Annotated in this window: 23 protein-coding genes and 1 riboswitch; of the genes, 6 read left to right on the forward strand and 17 right to left on the reverse strand. The window is 36.9% G+C overall.

Annotated elements, in window-relative coordinates:
- Positions 1-86: 86 nt before the first annotated feature.
- Both HF876_RS09195 and HF876_RS09200 read right to left on the reverse strand, forming a co-directional pair.
- The gene (locus tag HF876_RS09195) at positions 87-1079 is read right to left on the reverse strand and encodes an EAL domain-containing protein (RefSeq protein WP_169359773.1); all 993 of its coding nucleotides are present in this window, start codon (positions 1077-1079) and stop codon (positions 87-89) included.
- A gap of 529 nt (positions 1080-1608) precedes the next feature.
- Complete coding sequence (locus HF876_RS09200; RefSeq protein WP_169359774.1) at positions 1609-2775, reverse strand: TraB/GumN family protein; 1167 nt, start codon at positions 2773-2775, stop codon at positions 1609-1611.
- A 260-nt stretch (positions 2776-3035) separates the two neighbouring features.
- Between HF876_RS09200 and HF876_RS09205 the strand changes: the two genes are divergently transcribed.
- Positions 3036-3371, forward strand: coding sequence for a heme oxygenase (locus tag HF876_RS09205; protein WP_169359775.1), 336 nt, complete (start codon positions 3036-3038; stop codon positions 3369-3371).
- A 50-nt stretch (positions 3372-3421) separates the two neighbouring features.
- Here the strand turns inward: HF876_RS09205 and HF876_RS09210 are convergent, their stop codons facing one another.
- From HF876_RS09210 to safA, 8 genes are all read right to left on the reverse strand, one after another.
- Entirely contained in the window at positions 3422-4129 is a 708-nt protein-coding gene (locus tag HF876_RS09210; protein ID WP_169359776.1) for a GNAT family N-acetyltransferase, read from the reverse strand.
- A 13-nt stretch (positions 4130-4142) separates the two neighbouring features.
- Positions 4143-5117, reverse strand: coding sequence for a sensor domain-containing diguanylate cyclase (locus HF876_RS09215; protein WP_169359777.1), 975 nt, complete (start codon positions 5115-5117; stop codon positions 4143-4145).
- Positions 5118-5135: 18 nt separating this feature from the next.
- Complete coding sequence (locus HF876_RS09220) at positions 5136-5936, reverse strand: alpha/beta fold hydrolase (protein ID WP_169359778.1); 801 nt, start codon at positions 5934-5936, stop codon at positions 5136-5138.
- Positions 5937-6104: 168 nt separating this feature from the next.
- Positions 6105-6839 carry an amino acid ABC transporter ATP-binding protein gene (locus tag HF876_RS09225; RefSeq protein ID WP_169359779.1) on the reverse strand — a complete coding sequence of 245 codons (735 nt, stop codon included), beginning with the start codon at positions 6837-6839 and terminating at the stop codon, positions 6105-6107.
- Positions 6840-6856: 17 nt separating this feature from the next.
- Positions 6857-7618 (reverse strand): amino acid ABC transporter permease, encoded by a 762-nt coding sequence (locus HF876_RS09230; RefSeq protein WP_169359780.1) that lies wholly within the window; start codon positions 7616-7618, stop codon positions 6857-6859.
- A 105-nt stretch (positions 7619-7723) separates the two neighbouring features.
- Positions 7724-8560 (reverse strand): transporter substrate-binding domain-containing protein, encoded by an 837-nt coding sequence (locus HF876_RS09235; protein WP_169359781.1) that lies wholly within the window; start codon positions 8558-8560, stop codon positions 7724-7726.
- A gap of 127 nt (positions 8561-8687) precedes the next feature.
- A riboswitch (Lysine riboswitch) is annotated at positions 8688-8870 on the reverse strand.
- A gap of 135 nt (positions 8871-9005) precedes the next feature.
- Positions 9006-9983, reverse strand: a complete 978-nt coding sequence (locus HF876_RS09240; RefSeq protein WP_169359782.1) for a M23 family metallopeptidase — start codon at positions 9981-9983, stop codon at positions 9006-9008.
- A gap of 295 nt (positions 9984-10278) precedes the next feature.
- Positions 10279-10947 (reverse strand): SafA/ExsA family spore coat assembly protein, encoded by a 669-nt coding sequence (safA, locus tag HF876_RS09245; RefSeq protein ID WP_169359783.1) that lies wholly within the window; start codon positions 10945-10947, stop codon positions 10279-10281.
- A 240-nt stretch (positions 10948-11187) separates the two neighbouring features.
- Between safA and pgeF the strand changes: the two genes are divergently transcribed.
- Positions 11188-11949, forward strand: a complete 762-nt coding sequence (gene pgeF / locus HF876_RS09250; RefSeq protein WP_169359784.1) for a peptidoglycan editing factor PgeF — start codon at positions 11188-11190, stop codon at positions 11947-11949.
- An 86-nt stretch (positions 11950-12035) separates the two neighbouring features.
- Here pgeF and splB read toward each other — a convergent pair whose 3' ends face one another.
- The gene (splB, locus tag HF876_RS09255) at positions 12036-13064 is read right to left on the reverse strand and encodes a spore photoproduct lyase (RefSeq protein ID WP_169359785.1); all 1029 of its coding nucleotides are present in this window, start codon (positions 13062-13064) and stop codon (positions 12036-12038) included.
- 12 nt (positions 13065-13076) lie between these two features.
- Positions 13077-13298, reverse strand: coding sequence for a transcriptional regulator SplA domain-containing protein (locus HF876_RS09260; RefSeq protein ID WP_169359786.1), 222 nt, complete (start codon positions 13296-13298; stop codon positions 13077-13079).
- Positions 13299-13645: 347 nt separating this feature from the next.
- On the opposite strand from HF876_RS09260, the gene HF876_RS09265 reads away from it, so the two are divergent.
- Positions 13646-15061, forward strand: a complete 1416-nt coding sequence (locus HF876_RS09265; protein WP_169359787.1) for a glycoside hydrolase family 18 protein — start codon at positions 13646-13648, stop codon at positions 15059-15061.
- 98 nt (positions 15062-15159) lie between these two features.
- Here HF876_RS09265 and HF876_RS09270 read toward each other — a convergent pair whose 3' ends face one another.
- Both HF876_RS09270 and HF876_RS09275 read right to left on the reverse strand, forming a co-directional pair.
- Positions 15160-16719, reverse strand: coding sequence for a malate:quinone oxidoreductase (locus tag HF876_RS09270; RefSeq protein ID WP_169359788.1), 1560 nt, complete (start codon positions 16717-16719; stop codon positions 15160-15162).
- 263 nt (positions 16720-16982) lie between these two features.
- Complete coding sequence (locus HF876_RS09275; protein WP_169359789.1) at positions 16983-17861, reverse strand: LysR family transcriptional regulator; 879 nt, start codon at positions 17859-17861, stop codon at positions 16983-16985.
- Between the two features lie 117 nt (positions 17862-17978).
- Here HF876_RS09275 and hutG point away from each other — a divergent pair, with 117 nt between their 5' ends.
- The 3 genes from hutG (at position 17979) to HF876_RS09290 (ending at position 20900) form a co-directional block, all read left to right on the forward strand.
- Complete coding sequence (gene hutG / locus HF876_RS09280; protein ID WP_169359790.1) at positions 17979-18908, forward strand: formimidoylglutamase; 930 nt, start codon at positions 17979-17981, stop codon at positions 18906-18908.
- Between the two features lie 9 nt (positions 18909-18917).
- Positions 18918-20102, forward strand: a complete 1185-nt coding sequence (gene gltS / locus HF876_RS09285; protein ID WP_169359836.1) for a sodium/glutamate symporter — start codon at positions 18918-18920, stop codon at positions 20100-20102.
- 207 nt (positions 20103-20309) lie between these two features.
- On the forward strand, positions 20310-20900 hold the full coding sequence (locus tag HF876_RS09290) for a hypothetical protein (protein ID WP_169359791.1): 591 nt from the start codon (positions 20310-20312) through the stop codon (positions 20898-20900).
- 130 nt (positions 20901-21030) lie between these two features.
- Here the strand turns inward: HF876_RS09290 and HF876_RS09295 are convergent, their stop codons facing one another.
- The 3 genes from HF876_RS09295 to queF all read right to left on the reverse strand — a co-directional run bounded on the left by HF876_RS09295 (position 21031) and on the right by queF (position 22969).
- The gene (locus HF876_RS09295) at positions 21031-21570 is read right to left on the reverse strand and encodes a VUT family protein (protein WP_169359792.1); all 540 of its coding nucleotides are present in this window, start codon (positions 21568-21570) and stop codon (positions 21031-21033) included.
- A 47-nt stretch (positions 21571-21617) separates the two neighbouring features.
- The gene (gene queC, locus HF876_RS09300) at positions 21618-22292 is read right to left on the reverse strand and encodes a 7-cyano-7-deazaguanine synthase QueC (RefSeq protein ID WP_169359793.1); all 675 of its coding nucleotides are present in this window, start codon (positions 22290-22292) and stop codon (positions 21618-21620) included.
- A 176-nt stretch (positions 22293-22468) separates the two neighbouring features.
- Positions 22469-22969, reverse strand: a complete 501-nt coding sequence (queF, locus tag HF876_RS09305; protein WP_169359794.1) for a preQ(1) synthase — start codon at positions 22967-22969, stop codon at positions 22469-22471.
- Positions 22970-23042: the final 73 nt, after the last annotated feature.

Genomic DNA, 23042 nt, shown 5'->3' on the forward strand with positions numbered 1-23042 from the left:
TAAGGAAAAAGAGAAATTGAGTGAGCTCAATTTCTCTTTTTCCAATATTAGAAGCTAGTTTTGTCCCAGCCTCTTTTTGTTCTTGATCACTTATATTCCAAGGGATGCGGGAGAGGTTTTCCAAAGTAGTATCCTTGAAATAATTGATAGCCTGCGTCTTTCAGCCATTCAAAATCCTCTTTTTGCTCTACCCCTTCTGCTAATGGGATGGAATGGATTTCTAATGCTTTTTCTAAAAATTGCAATGCAACTCTTTGTTTCTCTTTATCAGAGGTCACCCCTTGAACATATTTCATGTCCAGCTTCATATAATGGGGCTTAATATCCTCTAGCATTTGCAGAGTGCTATGTCCTACTCCTACATCGTCTAAGGCATATTGGTAGCCCCTTGCTTTATAAAAGGCCAGAATCTTTTTTAAGTGGTTAACATCTTCTATTTTTTCAGTTTCTACAACTTCAAAAACCAAGTTTCTAGGATTAACACCTAGACGATTGGCTACCTCGTTGGTGGATTTAAGACAATGCTCCGGCGAATAGATAGAGGTTGGTATAAAATTTATGAATGCTTTTTTATTGTCTAGCTTTGCAGCATATTTTACAGCAGTCATTCTACAAATCCGGTCTAACGCATAAAGTCTTCCTCTCTCTTTAGCAGCGCTAAAAATCTGGCCAGGATATAAGATTTCCCCATCCTCATCTAAAAATCTAGAAAGAAGTTCATAGGCATATGTCTTGTTATTTTTATCTACAATTGGCTGATAGTAGATAATTACTTGTTCGTTCCTAATTACACTGTCCACCCACTCTACCTTAAACAATTCCTCTATCTTATAGAAAGGTTGCCAATCCTTATTAGGAATCTTATAGGATATCTTCGTAATATCTAAATGATCTATACTATAGTCAACAAAGTCCTTCGCATCATTCTCGCGAAGAGTAAAATGACGATTATTCTCTTCTAACTTTAATGTCCTACTTTGAATAAACTCTATTATATCCGGGAACACCTGATTATTCAGGTCACCGTCCATTTTGAACTCAACTATCAAATCTCTTACTGCACAACCGCTACATTCCAATATAATCCCTCCTACCTATTAAAATACCCATAATTATGTGTTTTTTCCTATTATAATGATTATATTAAATCTTTTGTAACATGCATAATCAGAAGTCTTTGATTTATGGAATTAAAAAAACATAGGAGGATAGGTGATAGGGGTAGCAACAAGAAGTAATTTCAAAATTTACGAACACATTCAACGGCTGTTGGATAAGGAAACACAAGAAAAGCGCAACCGCCTATGTCTGCCCCGACAGGCAAATGGAGAAAAGCAAGGAGGCAGCTCCTCAGCCACCACAGTATTTTCCCATTTGACCCCGAGGGGAAAGGCGGTGGAGCTAGACATCAAGAAAAGCGCAACCGCCTATCTCTGCCCCGACAGGCAAATGGGGAAATGCGAGGAGGCAGCTCCTTAGCCACCGGAGCTTTTATCCATTTGACCCCGAGGGGCAAGGCGGTGGAGCTAGACATCAATTTATCCACAGGTTCCGAGTTTTATAATTTCCTAAACAACAAAAAAGAGAAGCGCATCACACGCTCCTCCTTTACAGGTTTTTAAAGAATACTCTGATGACATCAGCACCACCGATAATTGTACCGAGAGAACCAAAAAGGTTAGTTAACACTAAAACTAGCAAGACTCTAGTCACCTTATTTTTCCAGAACCCTTTTATCGTAAATACATCTTCTGACAGCCTTTCAAAATCCCCTATTGTTGGTCGTTTCATATAAGCCTGCACTAATCCTGAAAACCAACCTGAGGCTAATATAGGGTGCAGTGCGGTTATTGGTGCCACGATAAAGGCTGTAACTATAGCTAAAGGATGACCTAATGCTACAATTGCTCCTATTGCCGCCATGGATCCCGTCCAAATAATCCAGCTCCATGCCTGGTCCCATCCTGCCGTAGGATTAGCTATAAAAGTATAAGCAACCAAAGCGATTAAAAGGATAGGCAAGGACCATCCAATGATTTTAGGTAAAATAGATTTCGGAGGGACAGCTGATAGTCTTTCTAAATCTTGATGCTTGTATATTTCTTTTGTAATCCCTGGAACATGAGCTGCCCCTAAAACTGCTACAACTTTTTTCCCTGGAGCTTCCTTAATCTTTTGAGCTAAAAACTGGTCTCTTTCATCGATTAATGGTGTTTTCAACCTTGGAAATGACTCTGTGAATTCTGCAAGCACTGCATTTAAAGTGTCTTGTGACTTCATATTCTCTAGCTCTTCTTCTGAAATGGTATCTTTACTAAAAATGCTATAAAATACTGACGTTAGGAGCTGAGACTTACCAAGCCAACCAAGATTATGCCAGATACGTGAAAATGTTATTTGAATATTACGATCGGCTAGTACAAGTTCTGCTCCATTTTCTTTTGCACTCTCTATCCCTTGTATCATTTCCTGGCCGGGTTTAATATCAAACTGCTTCGCCATACGGTTTTGAAAGGAAGAAATAGCTAAGTTCATCAATAGCAATGTCGCTTTCTTCTCTTTTATGATTTTAAAAATATCTGTCTCTTTCCATTTGTTATTATCTGTAATAGATTGATATCTCTGTTCGTCCAACTCTATACACACGGAATCCGGTTTTTCTTTTTCGATCACTTCTTTTACCTGCTCAGCACTTAACCTTGAAACGTGAGCAGTACCAATCAAAATAACTTCCTTGCCATCGACCTCTAAACGAGTTATATTTGCTTCCGACATAAACTACTTCCTTCGTGTAAATGTATTTCTTTACACATCGACTGAGCATGTAAAGACTTGTACCTATAATAATGAAGTACTTGGGCATAAAATTCAATTTGTTTATACAAAAAAATAGGAGATTTAATCATAACCTAATCTGTTTATTTTTAGTTTTTTCCTTGGATTATGTGATTCTTCTTAGTACATGAAAGTTTAAATTTGAGGCTGAAATGTTATACTTACATTGATTCAAATAAGTTAAAAGAGGAGAATGGCTAATGATTATCGTTACGAATCGTATTAAAACAAAACCAGGATTTGCAGAAAAAATGGCTCCAAACTTTACAAAACCAAGTCCACTACAAGAAATGGAAGGCTTCGTAAAAGTTGAGGTTACTATTACACAGGGTACCACTGAATATGATGAAATGAATGTCAATATGTATTGGGAAAACGAAGAAAGTTTCCAAGCATGGAAAAATAGCGACCTCTTCAAGGCAGCACATAAACGACCAGAACCAGGTTCTGAAGAAGCATCGAAAGAATCTCCACTATTAGGTAGTGAGTTAATCATTTCTAAAGTGGCTTCTACTGTTGGAGCAATTTCCAACTAAATAAATTATTAAAAGGAGCAAGTGATGTTAATTCGCTTGCTCCTTTGCTTTTATTTATCGATACGATAGATTCCTTTTTTATCCCTTAATAAGCATCCATTGGCCTTAAAAATCCGTATCATGTATTCATTATTCTCATCTGTACTACCTACATAATATGTCGCATGCATATTCTTTAAAAGCTCTAATGAATATAAGTGAAGTACCTTACCGAAACCTTTACCTCTATGCTCTGGAGTTACTCCAAAGTAAAACAACCTACCTTCCTCAGTTGTTCCGTCTTCTATATGAGGAATGCTGATACCCAAAGGTTCTTTTGCTTTATAGAAGATATGACAATGGTTACGCCAGTTAGGACCTAACTCATTTAAGAAGGCTTCCATGATTTGATCAATAGAGAACAAATTATTTTTGTTCGCCGATCCGCTTCGACATTCATCATATAGTTTGGCGAATTCCTCATCTGTCATTAAGCTATCCGAAAGAGATTGCACAAAAATAGAGCTATCTAAAATAAAGCGTTCCTCTAGTGTTCTTGTATATTCCACCACGGAAGAAACCTTATGAAAACCTTCATTTAATAATTGTTCCTCATACTCCGCATCCATCAGAAGCGACAGATAATTTACCTGATTGCTTTCCCAAGCTGCTAAAAGAGTTTTTAGTTCTGCCCAATATACTTCTTTAGATTGATTCATTTTTATTTGATCGGCAAGCCAGTATTCCTGGTCTTTTTTTATGACGTTAAAAGCAACCATTTGTGCGCCCCCCTTATAAATCGTCTATATGCGTAATTCTGTTTCTACCATTTCGCTTGGAATAATATAACGCTTGGTCAGCCTTCTCTACCACGCTTGCATGCGTGTCTTCGGATGTATATGTTGCTATCCCCATACTTATCGTCACTTCACCTATAACCCAATCTGCTGCTTCTATTTCCTGCCTTAAACGTTCTCCCTGGTTTTTAGCCTGTTGTGCATTAGTAAACGGGAGAAGAACGATAAACTCCTCTCCTCCGTATCTAAGTAATGTATCCGCTGGACGTACTGTTAAGTCTGCTATTTTTGCTAGTTGCTCTAGCACTCGATCTCCCATTGTATGACCCCAAGTATCGTTCACTTGCTTAAAATGATCGATATCAATTAAGCATAAGGAAAAAGCCTGTCCTTTTTGCTCGTATTGAATGATCATCTCTTCTAGCTTGATATGAAAATAACGACGGTTTTTTAAACCAGTCAATTTATCAGTTATAGCTAATTTCTCTAGCTTGCTATTGAGTACAAGTAGCTTTTCTTGCTTTTCCTCTATTTCCTCATGAAGCTCTTCTAATTTAGAAAGAGCCAGTTCTTTTTCTTGAAATGCTTCCTCTAATTGCTTTTTTGCTAACCTAATTTCCTGTTCATATCCTATTCTTTTTCCCATGGAAACTAATACACAGTCAATTACATCTGCACCCTCTCGAGTAGCTTTTTTTCCGTTTAACAACACAGGAATGCTCTGCCCATCCTTATGCTGTAGACTAAGAAATAACTCTTCCATATGTCCATATAATCGGATATAAGGATAAAAATAAGTATGGAATATAAACTGATTCGTTTTAGACATGATTGTTTCTATATGTTTTTGAGAAAGATCGTCAAAGGAAAACCCTATCATTTGAAGAAAGGTTTTATTCATATCAATTAGTATACCTTCTTGACTAATAGTGACATAGCCACAAGGTGCCAAATCCAAACGTTCCTCCATAAAATGTCATTCCCTTCCCTACACCTGGTATAGATACCCTTTAATGAGCTCCGCTGTTTCACACGGGTGACTAAGGTGAGGATAATGCCCCTTTACATCCATTATCTTAAATTCACTATTCTCTATATGATGGTGTAAATATTCTCCCACCTGAATAGGAACAATACTGTCTTCTGAGCATTGAATGATTAGCACCGGGCTAGATGATTTCTCTAAATCTTTACGATGGTCAGAAAAGAAGGTCACCTCTGCAAATTGCTTTGTTATCTTCGGATTTGTTGAACTAAAACTTTTTTCTACTTCCTTTGCTACCGCGGGGTGTTTTTCAGTGGCAGCCACTATTGGAGCCATATAGCTTGCCCACCCTATAAAATTCATCTCCATCATATCTAGCATCTCGTGGATATCTCTTTCATCGAATCCACCGTAATACTCGTGATCATTAAGATATCTCGGAGAAGGTCCAATCATAACCAACTTCTGAAAAACATCCGGCTTTTGAATCGCTGCTAACATACCAATCATGGAGCTTACCGAATGACCTACAAATATAACGTCTCTCAATTCCAATGCCTCTACTATGTCTAAGACGTCTCGGACATAGCCTTTAAGCGAGGCGTATTTCTCTGCATTATAAACACTTAAATCCGATTCACCGGAACCAACATAATCAAATAATACAATTTTATAGTCATCCAGAAATGAAGGAATAATATGCCTCCACATCGTTTGGTCACATCCAAAGCCATGCGCAAACATGATTACTTTTTCCTTATTTCCAATTACTTTTACATTATTACGTTTTAATACTTCACTCATAGGAACACCTCTAGTTTATTTCGTACCTTATATAAAAGGCTTCCTTTTCTTTTGAAAGGGAAGCCTTACATAGATTTGATAATTTATCCAATGTATATATTACCAATATACTATTTTATTGAATTTTATTCTAGATAAAAAGATGAAATGCTACTAACATCCTAGAGTCTATTTCCGCGTTCTTTTTAGGAATTCTCTCGTCCGTTCCTGTAAAGGATGATTAAAAATTTGATCCGGGGGACCTTCCTCTGCAATGACCCCCTTGTCCATGAAGACTATTCGATCCGAGACTTCTTTCGCAAATTCCATTTCATGCGTAACAATCAACATAGTAAGACCAGTATTCGCAAGCTCCTTCATAACTTTTAATACCTCGCCGACCATTTCTGGATCAAGTGCCGATGTAGGCTCATCAAACAACATTACATCAGGCTCCATAGACAAAGCTCGTGCAATAGCTACTCTTTGCTTTTGTCCACCAGATAATTGCTTTGGCTTAGCATTGACGTAGCCATCCATGCCCACCACCTTTAAATATCTCATCGCAATTTTTTCGGCTTCTTCCTTTGAACGCTTTAATACCTTTACCTGTCCGACTGAACAGTTGCTTAATACATTATGATTATTAAACAAATTAAACTGCTGAAATACCATGCCAAGCTTTGTCCTATAGGAATTGATATCATGCTTATTGTCTAAAATATTATTTCCTTTATAAATAATTTGTCCTCCACTAGGCTTTTCCAATAAATTAACACATCGCAGAAGTGTTGACTTACCCGATCCTGAAGAGCCTATGATACATACAACCTCGCCTTTTTTTACAGAGAAATTTATATCTTTTAAAACTTCATGTGCTCCAAAGGATTTACTTAAATGCTGAATATCAATTACGTGTTCCATATTTGCTCCTCCTTTGTTTACTTGTTTTCATAAGGACCTTTTGGCAGTACAGCCATTTGCATAGGCTGACCAATGACTGTGTAGTTTTCGGGTCCATCTAGTTTCTTTTCAAAATGTCGTAAGATTAATGTAACAGCAAACGTCATGATGAAGTATAAAATACAAGCTACAAAGAATGACTCAAAATATCTGAAGTTGTTTCCAGCTACAGACTTCGTTTGGAAATATAATTCCGTTACCCCTATCACATTTAAAACAGAGGTATCTTTAATATTAATGATGAATTGGTTGCCGGTTGCTGGAAGTATGTTACGGATAACCTGGGGTAACACAACATATAGCATCGTTTGTATATGATTCATCCCTATCGCTTGTGATGCCTCAAATTGTCCCTTATCAATTGAAATGACTCCCCCACGAACAATTTCAGCCATATATGCTCCCGTATTAATAGATACAATAAAAATTGCTGCTAGTAAACGATCCATGTCTAACCCAAAGGCCAGTGATGATCCATAAAAGATGACCATGGCTTGGACGATCATTGGTGTCCCTCGGAAGAATTCTATATAGATGGATAGAATAAGATTAACCAGCTTTAAAAAATATCTACTTACCCTCTTTTCAGGTAGTGGGATGGTCCTAATAACGCCTGCTAATAATCCAATGATTGCTCCTACAATAGTTCCTATAATAGAAATCAACAGGGTTACTCCTGCTCCACGCAAAAACATCGGCCAGTTATTGGTAATAATGGAGATAATCCATTCTAAACTCATTGTCTTCCTCCTTACACATTCTGTTGCCTTGAACATCCACTAACCAAGTGAAGTAAGTACTTTAAAAAATGAAACGGCTGCTTTTATTAGCAGCCGTTAGTATACTTATTCTGCAGCTGGTTGATTGGAAATAGCATTATCCATAATTTCTTGACGTTCTTCTTCTGAAATTCCTGCTAATATTTCATTTATTTTATCTGTTAAATCGCTACCTTTTTTCAATCCTACTGCAACAGCTGTTTCTTCTTCATCTGCAATAAATCCTTCTTCGAATTCAACCATGCTGAAGTTATCATTTGCAGAGGAAGCACTAATTCCTTCAGGACGTTCAGATACATAACCGTCGATCATGCCGGATTCCAGTGCTACACGCATTGCTGGAAAATTATCTGATGCAGGCTGTTTTTTTACACCTTTAATTTGATCTATCACTCCGTAGTGGGAAGTATTTAATTGGCCTGTAACTTTTGCTCCATTAAAGTCTTGAATGGAAGTGGCATCCTCAAATTTTCCGCCCTTTTTTACAACCATAACAAAGTTGGAAGTATAATAGTTTTCAGAGAAATCAATTGTTTTTTTACGCTCTGCTGTTGGTGACATTCCAGCAATAATTGCATCAATCTTACCCGAAGTTAAAGCTGGAACTAGACCGTCCCATTCGGTTTTAACGATTACCAGTTCTTTACCTAAGCCTTCTGCAATTTTTTTAGCAATTTCTACATCGTATCCACCAGCATACTCTGCGTTACCGTCCAATTTCACTCCACCGTTTTTGTCATCCATTTGAGTCCAGTTAAAGGGTGCATATCCTGCCTCTAGTCCTACTGTAAATGTATCTTGGGCAGATGCTGATCCAACGCTTCCCTCCTCTTTAGTTCCACAAGCAGCAAGCAATAAAAAAATGGATAGTAAAAATGTGAATGTAAATAGTCTCTTTTTCATCTCTAGTAATCTCCTTTTTTAAAGTTATTATATGTATGCAACCATACAAAAAGGACAACCGTACAAAAAAAGACTTGAGGTAGACTCAGGTCATAATGTATGGTTGCCCTAAATCCTCTACTTTTCCCAATGAGATAGCACACCATTATAAACCGGGACGTTTATAATGGACAGTCCTGCAATTCTTCACTGCAGACCCAGCATGTAATAATGAGTTTATTACAAGCTTCGGCGACATTTCCTTCTCCTTAGTATCTAAGCTTCTCAAGCTCCTCTAAGGACTGTTAAATATCGCGCCTCTACCTCACTTATAAAAGCGAGGTTATATTCAATTAGTTGTTCATAGTCTACAATAGAGATTTTCATCTGTCAACAAACATTCTATTGATTAATCAAAATATTACTATTTTTTAAACTTCATCATTCTAAATAGAAACGAACAATCTTATTTAAAAAATGAACCTATAATACGGGGAATAAATAAGAAAAAATCTGCTAAAGTAAATGTATTTTCCACTTTGTCAAAGACATCCATTTTCGACTTTTCGTTCGGTTTGTAGGTCGTTACTGTATCGCCTTGAATTGGCTCCACCCCATCATAGAAACTTATACGTATAGAATGGCAGTTCACATAATCAGACGAATCCATCACCTGAAAATGTATATGAGGCTCAGAGGAGTTTCCAGAATTTCCACAAAGGCCAATTGTTTGCCCCTGCTTCACCGCGTCTCCTTCTTTTACTACTATAGAATGTTGTTTGAAATGCGCAAGCAAGCTATATTCTCTATTTTCATGCTCCAAAATGACATAGTTTCCGGCTGGTTCTTTTTCATTCATTTCTCCGGGAATATTATCTACAATATCATTTATAACCTTTACTACCTTACCGTCTGCTGGCGCAACTACCTCTTTATCAAAAGCATTGTAACTTTCATTGAGTAATCTATTATCCTTATGCGTCTGACCATTCTTCATCTTCACTAAATCATATGCATAGCGCTGAGATTCATAAACGTAATGATAGTTAAGAAATTCATTCGTCCCACCCCAGAAAACAAACCATTCTTCTTTAATAGGCATTATATATTTATTTTTGGTGTAACGTTGATCGCTTTTGGGGAAGGTTACATAAGGTTTTAATACTATGCCCTGGATGTAGTTAGCCGTATCAAAGGTTACACTAACTATTCTCTCCTTATTGTTATCTAACCATAAATACTGAGTTGAATAACCAATCTCGGTATTTTTAATCATTTGGTAGCTTTCAACCTCCTGATTAAAGGTAATGGCTAAATCAACAAATTGGTCCAGTGATACTAGCTCTTTAAATTCTTTGACGCATTGGTTATAAATTTCTTCATGGTTTCCATATAGGAATACTTCTCCAAAATTTTTGGGCGATATAAATTTCTCTACATTCATGGATCTGTTTACCTCCAATTTATAACATTGTAAGTATTTATCATCTAATACGGAAAAAGATAACTAAGGTTTCACTTAATATCAAAAAGTAAAGGAAACGAGAGAGTAGACCGTTTTCTTTTTGCAGACTTTATTTAATTCTTTTTTGTTTTGTTGATATCGAAGGAAAAGTTTCACATGGAACATAAACAGAAATGAAAATAGCCTACATCTACACTTTGAAGGGCAGACATAGGCCGTAAGCTAAAAGAGTGGAAATGACAACACTTACGTCGTCATTCCCACCCTAAATCAATTATTTTTGTATAAACATTTGAGTCCAATAGTTTCCGTCTTTCACGTAACCTACCCCAATATGAGTATAGTTTTTGTTTAAGATATTGGCTCTATGTCCTTCACTATTCATCCAAGCGTTAACTACTGCTTTCGCAGTCGTTTGACCTTGTGCGATATTTTCTCCTGCTGATTTATAGCTAATTCCAAAATTCTTCATCATTGTAAATGGAGTTCCATAAACAGGACTTGTATGGCTAAAATATTTTTGATCGTGCATATCTTGTGATTTATATTGTGCCACTCTTCCTAGCTCCCAGTCATAGCTTAAAGGAGACAGGCCAGCATTTGCTCTTTCCACATTTACAAGTTTAATTACATCTTGTTCAATGTTATAAGAATCTTTTGTCGGAACATTAATTTTTTGTCCTGGATAAATAAGATTTGGATTTTCTAACTGAGGATTTTTCTCAATTAATTCTGAAACTCCGGTTTGTGTTTTTACTGCTATTTTCCAAAGAGAATCTCCTGATACAACGGTATAGGTATTAGCTGCAAATGCAGTTAGTGGTAATAATAAAGAAATTGCGACTGCTACTGCAGCAACTTTTAATTTAGTTTTAAACAAGGTAATCTTCCTTTCTTTTTTTACTCTATTAATATAGTAAAATAAAAAAGTCCTATAAATCATCCCTTAATAATTGGATGTAATTTTACAGTTAGATTACAAAGAGAAACAAATAGAAGAGAAAGCTTGATAGTACGGGAAAAATAACTGGTTCAAAGGTAACACTTTTGAAATATTCAAGGAGGAAAATTCCTCTAAAGTCAAATTCTTTTTATAATTTTTCTGTTTTTTTTAAAGGTTGAGTTAAGTCTACTGTCCTATACAACAATGAGTGTTTAAGATATATTAAAAATAGGTGATTATATGAATATTAAAAATTATTTAAACGACGAACGTTTCCTCTCTGGAACAACTAAGAAAGACCCTACTGCCTGGGAAGAGAACAATATGGCCTTACACATCTGTGAAAATCCATTACACATACTAGAAAATCGCAAGAAATTAGCAGACCATCTCAATTGCAGTTTAGAAGATTTTGTTTGTGCCAATCAAACCCATAGTGCAAATTTCTATAAAGTGACAGCGATTGATAAAGGACATGGAGCAACGCTTTTGGAAACCGCTATTAAAGACACAGACGCTCTTTACACATTTGAACCAAACATATTATTATGCAGTTTTACAGCAGATTGCGTACCAGTCATCTTTTATAATGAAATTAATGGACTTATTGGAGTCATTCACTCTGGTTGGCAAGGAACCATCAAGGAAATTACAAGTCAGCTATTTGAGCATCTGAAAACACACGAACAATGTAACCCTGCTGATTTTCACGTACAAATAGGCACTGCACTAAGCCAAGAAAAATTTGAAGTGGATGAGGATGTCTACACAAAATTTAAGAACCTAGGGTATGCAGATGACTTTATGTATTACAGAAAAGAAACAGGTAAATATCATATCGATAACCAATTGACTGTTCAAAAGCAGTGTGAACTGGCTGGTATACCGCCTGAACAGATTTCGATAGATCGCACATGTACTTTCTTAAGTCCAGATGGCTTCTCTTACCGAGAGGATAGAAATACTGGGAGACATTTAAGTTTTATAATGAGGAAGAAGTAACTTTCTAAAATAGGTTGTAATCTCTTTAATCAATTACTCAAGCTTCATTTAAAAAGCCCGATTCTGTGAAGAACCGGGCTGTTTTTTTAAGTAAAGTATTCAAATTTTGCATTAGGAAAGAACTTTTCCATATAACTATATAGATGCTCTTTGATGTCTTCCTCTTCTTCTTTTCGATAAATATATTTTCCTATACCATACTTCCCCCATTTTATTCTTCGGGATTCTTCGTCCAGTTCAAGCTTAGTCATTGGGTAGTTTTTTTCGATCACCTTTTTAGCAGGCTTCGTAAAACGATGCTGGATGAATTCAAAGGTAATATCATCTCGTGCATCCTTTGGAAGCTCTGCATCTAATCGTTCAAACATATGATAATACCCCTCTTTCCAGCCTTCATGAAGATATATAGGAGCGACAATAAACCCAAGTGGATATCCTGCTCTTGCAACCTTCCCTGCAGCCTCAATCCTCTTGTCTAATGGAGAAGTACCAGGCTCAAAATTTTTAATCACATAATCCGCATTTACACTAAAGCGAAATCTGGTCTTTCCATTATGCTTCGCATCTAATAAATGATCTACAAAGTGAAATTTCGTCACGAATCGCAGTCTACCGAATTCCGATTTACCAAAATGTTCAATCGCTCTTTTTAAGGTATGAGTTAAATGGTCTATTCCCACAATGTCAGAGGTACAGGATGCTTCGAATCTTGTGATCTCCGGTGCACGTTCTTCCATATACTTATCAGCTGCTCCGAGAATTTCCTCTACATTCACATATGTACGGATATAAGGTTTGGTTCCCATGGTTGTTTGTAAATAGCAATAATGGCAATGTCCCATACAACCAGTAGCAAAAGGAATGGCATATTCCGCAGAAGGCTTAGAGGAATCAAATTTCAGGGTTTTTCTGATTCCTACAACTAGCGTAGACTTAGCTATGCGGTATTTTTGAAAGTCATTATCTCCAGGAAGGTTACGTATTTGGTTATGAGAGGTCGTATAATGAATTTCTTTCCCCATCTTCTCAAACTTTTCTTTCAGTTCTCTACCTAGTGGATAATCAAGTGCCTTAGGCTCAAAATACACAAGCTGAGGTGTAAAAGGTTTTCTCATGTTCAACCTCCATTATTGAAAATAGTGACGATACGCTTGCTCTGCTTCATAGGCGCTTGTATAAATAGCCAAATCAGCTGTTAAAGGATAATACGTTTCATAAACAAAAACAGCCAGTCCATCCGGGTTATCTGGATCATTTACTACTGCCGCTGATTGAACGTTAGCGACACTTTGGATATGGGGGTTCCGATAAAAAACGTAAACAATATCTCCTGCTGTATAATCTTCCATTTGCTTCTCTCACACTCCTAGCTTTTTCACTAGCTTGGCTTTTCTAAAAGAATTTATGTAATAAATACAATTGAAAAAACCATATCCGATAAATCGAATATGGTTTAGTTATTGAAATCAAAATCATAATTTCTTTAAAAGACCCTTTAACATATTAAGTACAAAGAAATTTGTGATTCACTACATATATTGCGGTAATCAAGAAATTTTTTAATCCTTATTTCATTCAGACAGGCCATCCCTTAGAAAAAATAAATAGGAGAATTTTAAAAAAGTATAAGTTCTACATTTATATTCGGTTAACTAAACATATGCTTTAGTAAACCTAAGAAAAAAGGAGCTGCCCATTGATTATATATGTCGTTAATAATGGAGATACGCTTTGGGAAATTGCTAATCGGTACCAAATAGATATAAATGCGATTTTACAAGCGAACCAATTACCTGACCCAAATACTCTATTGGTTGGTCAATCGCTTATTATTCCTATTTATGGAGTCTATCATACAGTTCAAACTGGCGAAACTCTTTGGTCAATCGCACAACAGTATGGTATAACGGAACAAACTATTCTTCTTTCTAACAGACTAGCAAATCCAAATCTTTTATATCCTGGTGAGCGAATTTTTATTCCTCCTATCATTCATGTTGTGCAACCTGGTGAAACACTACGACAAATTGCTAGCCTTTATGGAACAACTATTCAAGCACTTATTAATCAAAATAAAATACAAACGCCTGGCCTCCTATATCCAGGAACACAACTAATCATTCCTAGAGTCAAGCCATTAGTCGAAGTGAACGCCTATACCTATCAGAAAGAAGAGGATGCCGTCCAGACGGTAAACAGTCTTCAATCTCTACTCACCTATATTAGTCCCTTTGCTTACAAGCTTACTGAAAGTGGAGATTTAGAGCCCTTACAGGACGAACTGTTAATAGAAGCAGCTATTACCGATAATATTGTACCAATGATGGTGATCACCAATTTTTCATCTACTGAGGCTGGAACTAATCTCATGCATGTCATTTTCTCTAATCCAGATATATTAAAGAAATTGATGACAAACGTTCTTCAGATTATGGAGGATAAGGGTTATAGAGGATTGAATATTGACCTGGAAAACGTATTACCAGAAGACAGAGATGCTTATACCTCCTTTCTCCAGCTAGCAGTTGATACACTTCATCCTAAAGGGTACTTTGTTTCTACTGCAGTGGCTCCTAAAGTTAGCGAGACTCAATCCGGCTTGCTATATGAAGCACATGATTATGAAGCACATGGAAGAATTGCAGACTTTGTGATCCTAATGACGTATGAATGGGGTTGGCGCGGTGCATCTCCTCAAGCGATTTCCCCCGTCAATCAAATGAAAAAGGTAGTAGAATATGCTTTAACTGTTATTCCTGCAGACAAACTATTTTTAGGCTTTCAAATATATGCAAGAGACTGGAGAATTCCTCATGAAGCTGGGCAAATTGCAGAGACCTTTAGCCCGCAGGATGCAATTACATTGGCTACCCAATACGGAGCAAGAATACAGTTTGATACAGTGGCTCAATCACCTTTTTTTAATTACACAGATGAGCAGGGACAAAAACATGAGGTTTGGTTTGAGGATGCTCGAAGTGCTCAGGCTAAATTTAATTTAGTCAAACAATATCGTTTGCGAGGTATTAGTTATTGGGTGTTAGGTTATTCCTTCCCTCAAAACTGGGTATTGTTAGATGATAACTTTGTAGTAAAGAAAATAAAAGATTAAAGTCTATCTCTCATTTAGATGTCGAGTGACTATAAATAAAGAAAGAAACCTACCATCTATTGAAGATGGTAGGTTCTTGATGATTTATAAAATATCGCTTATACAATATCGTCTATAACTTCACTAACGTCTTCCAAAGGTTCCATGTTCTCTGCTACCTTTTGGTCTATTTTTAGTCGAAGTGTTTCTGCTGTTTCTGCATGTACATCCTTAAGTAGCTCTGGATTGTTCATAAGAGACATACCGTAAGATGGAATCATCTCTTTGATCTTTGGCTCCCACTCCGTTATATGATCTGGGAAGCATCGTTTAAGAACGTCCAACATAACTGGTACTGCAGTAGAGGCACCTGGAGAAGCACCTAATAAGGCCGCAATGGAACCGTCCTCTGCAGTGATAACTTCTGTACCAAATTGAAGAGTTCCTTTTCCTCCAGCTTCTGTGTCCTTAATCACTTGTACACGTTGGCCTGCTACAACCAAGTCCCAATCCTCTGCTTTAGCATCTGGGATAAAGATTCGTAGCTCTTCCAGGCGTTGTTCTTTAGACAGCATTACCTGTTGGACCAAATATTTTGTTAGAGACATCTCTTTGGCACCTGCAGCTAGCATTGTAAAGAGATTATGTGGCTTAACAGAAGTTACTAAATCCATCATCGATCCAGTTTTTAGGAACTTCGGTGAGAAACCAGCGAAAGGTCCAAATAGTAGTGATTTTTTATTGTCAATAAAGCGAGTATCCAAATGAGGTACAGACATTGGTGGAGCTCCAACAGCAGCTTTACCATATACCTTAGCATGATGCTTCGCAACTATTTCAGGATTGTTACAAACCATGAATATACCGCTTACTGGGAAGCCACCGATATGTTTTCCTTCAGGAATACCCGATTTTTGTAGGAGATGTAGACTTCCGCCTCCACCACCAACAAAGACGAATTTCGCTGTATGGTTCTCGATTTTGCCTTCTGCAAGGTTCTTCACTTTTACTTCCCATTTGCCATCTTGAGTACGGTTTAAATTCTCTACACTAGACTTATAATTCACTTTAACATCTTTAGTCTTTAAGTGATCGAATAACATACGAGTCAATGCACCAAAGTTAACATCTGTACCAGTGTCAATTTTAGTTGCAGCGATCGCTTCATTAGCGGTACGGTTTTCCATGATTAATGGAATCCATTCTTTTAACTGTGCTGGATCATCAGAGAATTCCATTCCTTCAAATAATGGATTTTGGGTCATCGCTTCAAAGCGCTTCTTCAAGAACTCCACGTTTTCTGTTCCTTGAACCATACTCATATGAGGTAAAGGCATAATAAAGTCCTGAGGATTCTCGATTAAATTACTTTTTACGAGATGAGACCAAAATTGCATAGAAACCTGAAACTGTTCATTTACATTGATTGCTTTTGTGATATCAATAGAACCATCTGGTCTTACAGAAGTGTAGTTGAGCTCACAAAGAGCTGCATGTCCTGTTCCCGCATTATTCCATTCATTTGAGCTCTCTTCTCCTGCACTTTCGAGCTTCTCAAATACTTTTATATCCCACTCCGGTACTAATTCCTTTAAAAGCGTTCCTAAAGTCGCGCTCATAATACCGGCACCAATTAAGATAACATCTGTTTTAGTTTCTGTGTTGCTCACTTTTACCATCCCTATACTTTATATTTGCAGAAGCCTTGTTAACGCTACCAAAACAAAGAGTTAGTTAACCTGCTTCTGACTCTATATAACCGTGACTATTGCTTTAAATTTGTTTATAAGTTCAGAATATCTATTCTATTATAATATAATTAATGATTTTTTTAAAGTGTGTAGAAATTGTGAATTAATTTAGATAATGGGAATAAAAAATCCACCAAAATACTTTAAATACGAACCTGTCTAACGGAAACAAATATAATGCTTGTAAATAATCAGTGCCTCTTCTTTATGAGTTCAAAAAGCACTAAAATACTCTTGGAAAATGTACGTCCCTTCATGGTGCTTAAATACACGTTCCGATTTAAATATGCACTATGAACAGGGCGTGTTAGTAGAGAGTCAGATAGATGCTGCGTAACATAATTTTGGGGTAGAATCGCAATTCCTAAACCTTCCTCTACTAATACTTTTATCATTTCAAATCTCTCTATTTTATAGGATATATGTGGTGTCACATTTTCCTGTTCGAATGCCTTTAATATTTGTGCACTTGTTTCAAACTCAGGCATCCCTATTATAAGTGGTTCCTGAGTAAAATCCTTCAGTGTAAGTTGTTCTTTTTGGGCAAAAGGATGATCTTTTTTTATAAGTACAACATAGGGTTCGTTATACAATAATTCACTTTGTATTTCTTCATCCACAATGTGCTGGTTTGTAATGACTCCATGTACATGTAAGCCTAGCAATGCTTGTCTTACTGTTTGATTATAAAGCGTGTCAATAAGAGTAAGCTGGTTGGATGGATATAACTTTTGATAATCAGTAATGACTTGTGACAACCAATAATTTGCTGATTCAATTACTCCTAATCTGATTTCTAACTGTTCTCCTTTTGCCAGCTCCTTTAACTCTGTTTGCATGACCTCGAACTGAGCAACTAAGCCTTTTGACCGTTCCCAAAACTGCTGACCCATTTCTGTTAATTGAAACTGCTTTGTTGTTCTTTCTATTAACGGAGTATCCATTTCTTGCTCAAGTGCCTTAATGGCATTACTTAATGAAGGCTGAGAAATATGCAAGGCTTTAGCTGCCCTGGAAAAGCTGCGATATTTCACAGTGGCATTAAAGTAATACATCTTTCGTAAATCCAATTCTTCGCCCCCATTTATAGTTTTAAACTATTATAATATAAAAAATTAATATTGGTTATTATAAATGTTTAAAATTATACTAACAATATGATTTTTTAGATAAATGAGGGTGGAAATATGCATAAACCTACAGAGTTAAAAATATGGCAAGGTCGCGTGGATCATGAGTCAGACCACACTTACTACCGTTATCATCAAGTAGTGCAGTTGGCATCTACAGATACTCAAGGGAACATTGGAATAATTGGCTTTGCATGTGATGAAGGAGTACAACGTAACAACGGACGCATTGGAGCAAAGAATGCACCTCTCGCTTTACGTAAACAGTTAGCAACATTACCTTGGCGTCATCCAAATTATGAAAACGCTTTAATAGATTATGGGGATGTCATTTGCGAAGGCAATGAATTAGAGCAAGCTCAAAGTGAACTAGGAGATAAGGTTTCCAACATCTTATCAAATGGAAAGGCGATCGTACTAGGCGGTGGGCATGAAACATTGTACGGACAGTATTTAGGTGTGCGAAAAGCATTTGGTCCAGATGCTTCCATTGGATTAATTAATATAGATGCACACTTTGACATGCGCTCATACGATAAACAGCCTTCCTCAGGTACGATGTTTAAGCAAATTTTAGATGAGGATCCAAATGCAGATTATTTCGTTTGCGGTATTCAACAATATGGCAATACCACTGCCTTATTTGATATAGCAGATCAGTATAATGTGAGTTATTTTACAGATGAACAGTTGGACTTCCCTTCGTTTACTATAGACTTACATAATTTTATGGATACACATGATGTGTTGCTCGTTACACTTTGTATGGATGTTTTAAATGCTGCGGAGGCGCCTGGAGTCAGTGCACCGTCACCATTTGGCTTATCAGCTGTAAAGGTCCGAGACATTCTACGCCAAATGGCTTCTCATAAAAAAACAGTCAGCTTTAGTATTTGTGAGGTCAACCCTTTACTTGATGTAGATAACCGGACGGCAAAATTGGGAGCTTACTATATCAATGAAGTAATTATGAATAGTTTCGAATAAACAAGGGGGATATGTATGGTATTAAATCAAATTACAACGCTCAGTCTAGCAGTGGCATTATTTTTAATCGGTACATTTTTAGTTAAAAGAATTGGATGGTTGAACCGCTTTTGCATCCCGGCACCAGTAGTTGGAGGCTTAATTTTCGCCATTTTAGCAACCGTATTAAAAAGTTTTGATATTCTTGACATAACGTTAGATACATCACTTCAATCCATTTTCATGATTACCTTTTTTACAACCATCGGACTTGGGGCAAGCTTCAAGCTTGTAAAATTAGGAGGAAAACTACTCGTTATATATTGGTTAGCTTGTGGATTTCTAGCTTTCATGCAAAACGTAATTGGCGTTTCGTTGGCAAAGGTAATGGATATTCATCCGCTGATCGGTGTAATGGCTGGAGCTGTTTCCATGGAGGGTGGACATGGGGCTGCAGCTGCCTATGGGGAAACCATTGAAGGTCTTGGAATTCCATCTGCTATCTCCATTGGTATGGCTGCCGCTACTTGTGGTCTAATCGCTGGTGCCCTTGTCGGTGGTCCAGTCGTTCAATATTTAATACGCAAGTTCAACTTAAAGCCATCTTCTGAAGAAACAGAAGAATATGTAGAAAAAGCACAGCATGAAATTACCGAGAAATCATTTATGGTACAGGTCTTCTTAATTACCTTCTGTATGGCTGTTGGTACATATGTCGGTGAATGGTTCTCTACTATGACTGGTTTTGTGTTACCGGGCTACGTAGGGGCGATGTTTGTAGCTGTAATTGTTCGTAACATTTTAGATCGCTTTAATCCTAATCTAATCAATATGAAAGAGATTAACCTAATAGGAGATATCTCTCTTGGTATTTTCCTATCTATGGCACTGATGAGCATCAAGCTCTGGGAAGTAGCAGACTTAGCCCTTCCATTGTTTGTCATCATATTAGCGCAAGTGATCTTCATCGTATTATTTGCAGTAATCGTCCTTTTCCGTTTGCTAGGAAAAAATTATGATGCAGCCATTATGGTATCAGGTTTCCTTGGTCATGGACTTGGAGCAACACCTAACGCCATGGCCAATATGTCAGCAGTAGTTTCAAAATTTGGGCCATCCCGTAAGGCGTTCTTAGTAGTACCAATCGTTGGTGCTTTTTTGATCGATGTTTTCGGTATGCCAATTATTATTACTACAATTAATTTGTTTAAATAGACAAAATAAAAGCGCAAGCCTTTGAAGATCAAAGGTTTGTGTTTTCTTATTGAATAGGTTATTCAAAATAGTTATCTCAAAGAAACTCCTAGACTTCCAAATCAAAAACCATCATGTAATATTTCCCAATTAATGTTTGGAGGATTCAAATATTTTATTCCGGGTATCTAATATACTTATGAGTTGAGCTTAGGATGTGATGTTTTTATGTTTGGACTATCTGACCTCTTGTCACTGATTATTTCTGCATTTATCATCTTGCCTGTGGTCGTATTTCTGCGAGAATCCGGTTATTTAATCGTTAGCTGGTTATTCGGAGTAGTAAAACCACGGCTCACAATCGGTTCTGGACCCAGACTCTTTAAAATTGGAATGATTGATATACGTAAGTATTATCATTTGTATAGCTGGTTTTCTTACGATGACTTAAAGCGTAAAAGTAAGTTTGCTTATGTTAGCATTTATTCTGGACCAATATTGGTTAACCTGATTATTGCCCTCCTCATTAACTTCTTAATTGCCAACGGATGGGCTGCAGAATATAAAACATTTTGGGATCGCTTTGTTTTCTATGCCTTCTATTATTTGTTATTTGATATAGTACCTATGATTACGATTAATGGTAAACCGAACAACGGCATGATTATTTATGAAATGATTCGATACGGAAAGAGAATCGACTTCAACGCAGAATCCTTCCTCCCAGCTACTTCAGATGTGGAGAACGAGTATCATGAACAGATGAAGCAAATAGAAGAAATAAAAAAAGAGAGAGAAGAGGAAAAACATGAACACTAAACTATTCACTTTTCTTCTCTCTCAAAAGAACCGATTTAAGATAATCTCTTAAATCGGCTCTTTTTTATATAAAATCGTGTTTATGCATTCTTTATCGTAAATACAGCCTAGCCTAAGCTAAGCCTATTTTTTATACCTCCCTTAGACGCCTTGCTTTAAGAGCAAGCCCTTGGTTCAGTATCAAGGCACCTATCATTTGAATGACTGTCTTCACAATTACTTGGCCGACAATTGCTGCGGGTACAGCTTCCCACGGTATAAATCCTGCTCCAAGTGGACTCAATCCAACGATTACGAAAACAACAGAATCAAGAAGACCTCCCACAATCCCACTGTAAAAAACTCTCCACGCCATTGGTAACTTTAAGCGTGTATAGATTTCTGTATCTGCTGTCTCGGCGATAACAAAAGATAAAGCAGATGCTACCACAATCATTAAAGTATCTCCAAGTGCAAATGATGCAGTCCCTGATAAGAGTAATGCTAAGAAGATAAATAAATATGTTTTAGCTCTACCATATTTGTTTTGCACAAGATCTCGAAATATAAAGGTTGCTCCAACAAAAAGCGTTCCCATAGGAACGATAAACATGCCAAACTCTAACGGTGCAAATCTAGCCGTCACCACATTTGCAATAACAATAGATAATAAATAAAATAATATTCTCATTATGCTTCTCCTTTAAACATCACTAACTTTGTAAAGGTTAGTACCGTTTATATATTCTTTTCCTCAAGTTCTCGCTTCGTATTTAAATACTCCTCAAGCCCATTTTCACGTAATTTACATGCTGGGCACTCTCCACAACCATCTGCAATGATTCCGTTATAACAAGTTAAAGTTCTTTCTCTCACATACTCAAATACACCAAGAGAATCTGCTAGCTCCCATGTTTGTGCCTTGTTGATCCACATTAATGGTGTATGAATGACAAAGGAACTATCCATTGATAAATTTAATGTCACATTCATCGATTTGATAAAAACGTCGCGACAATCGGGATACCCACTAAAGTCTGTTTCACAAACCCCTGTCACGATATGCTTTGCTCCTACTTGACTAGCTAAGACACCAGCAAATGAAAGAAAAAGCAGATTTCTTCCGGGAACAAATGTTGAAGGTAGCTCACTTTTATCCCCTTCTTCAATTTTGATTTCCTCGCGTGTCAATGCATTAGCTGCAAGCTGATTTAGTAATGACATATCGAGCACATGATGTTCGATGCCAAGCTCTTTTGCTATTTCTTTTGCACAGTCAATCTCCAGGCGATGCCTTTGACCATAATCAAAGGTCACGGCCACCACTTCTGCAAAATTTTCAATCGCCCAGAACAAACAAGTCGTACTATCTTGCCCTCCACTGAATACAATAAGTGCTTTACTTTGTTTCATGTATAAATCTCCTTCACGACGAAAAACAGCACACTAAGAGAAGTGCTGTTTTCATCTTAGTTTTTTTAAGAGGGTCGCTAATAACCTCTTCCTTGCTAACAAGGATCTATTTAATTAATTTTATTTATAAGTAATCGTCTAGAAGTAAGAAGTTCCTAGTTCCTATTCAATTCCATTTATCGATTATCAATATTTTCTGGATTAAGATCATGGTTCATTAAACGATAGCTCGCGATTTCCTCATATTTTGTTCCTGGTCGTCCATAGTTGCACCACGGATCAATAGAGATACCACCACGTGGTGTAAATTTCCCCCAAACCTCAATATATCTAGGGTCTAGCAGGTTGATTAAATCATTCATAATAATGTTCACACAGTCCTCGTGGAAATCACCATGGTTTCTAAAGCTAAATAAATATAGCTTCAGCGATTTACTTTCCACTATTTTTTTATCTGGGATGTATGAAATATACATAGTGGCAAAATCAGGTTGTTGCGTTATTGGACATAGACTCGTAAACTCTGGGCAATTAAACTTCACAAAATAATCTCGATTAGAATGTAGATTGTCTACTGATTCTAATACTTCAGGCGCATAGTTAAATGCATATTGCACTTTTTGATTTCCTAATAAGGTCAAATCTTCTAATCCTTCAGCTGACTTTCGGCCAGACATAAAAAAACCCCCTTGAAAAGTAATACCAAATCTTTTCAAGGAGAGGCTGCAACATTTTCTATAAAACTTTACA

Origin of the sequence: Psychrobacillus sp. BL-248-WT-3 (assembly GCF_012843435.1) — a bacterium.
Classification (GTDB): Bacteria; Bacillota; Bacilli; order Bacillales_A; family Planococcaceae; genus Psychrobacillus.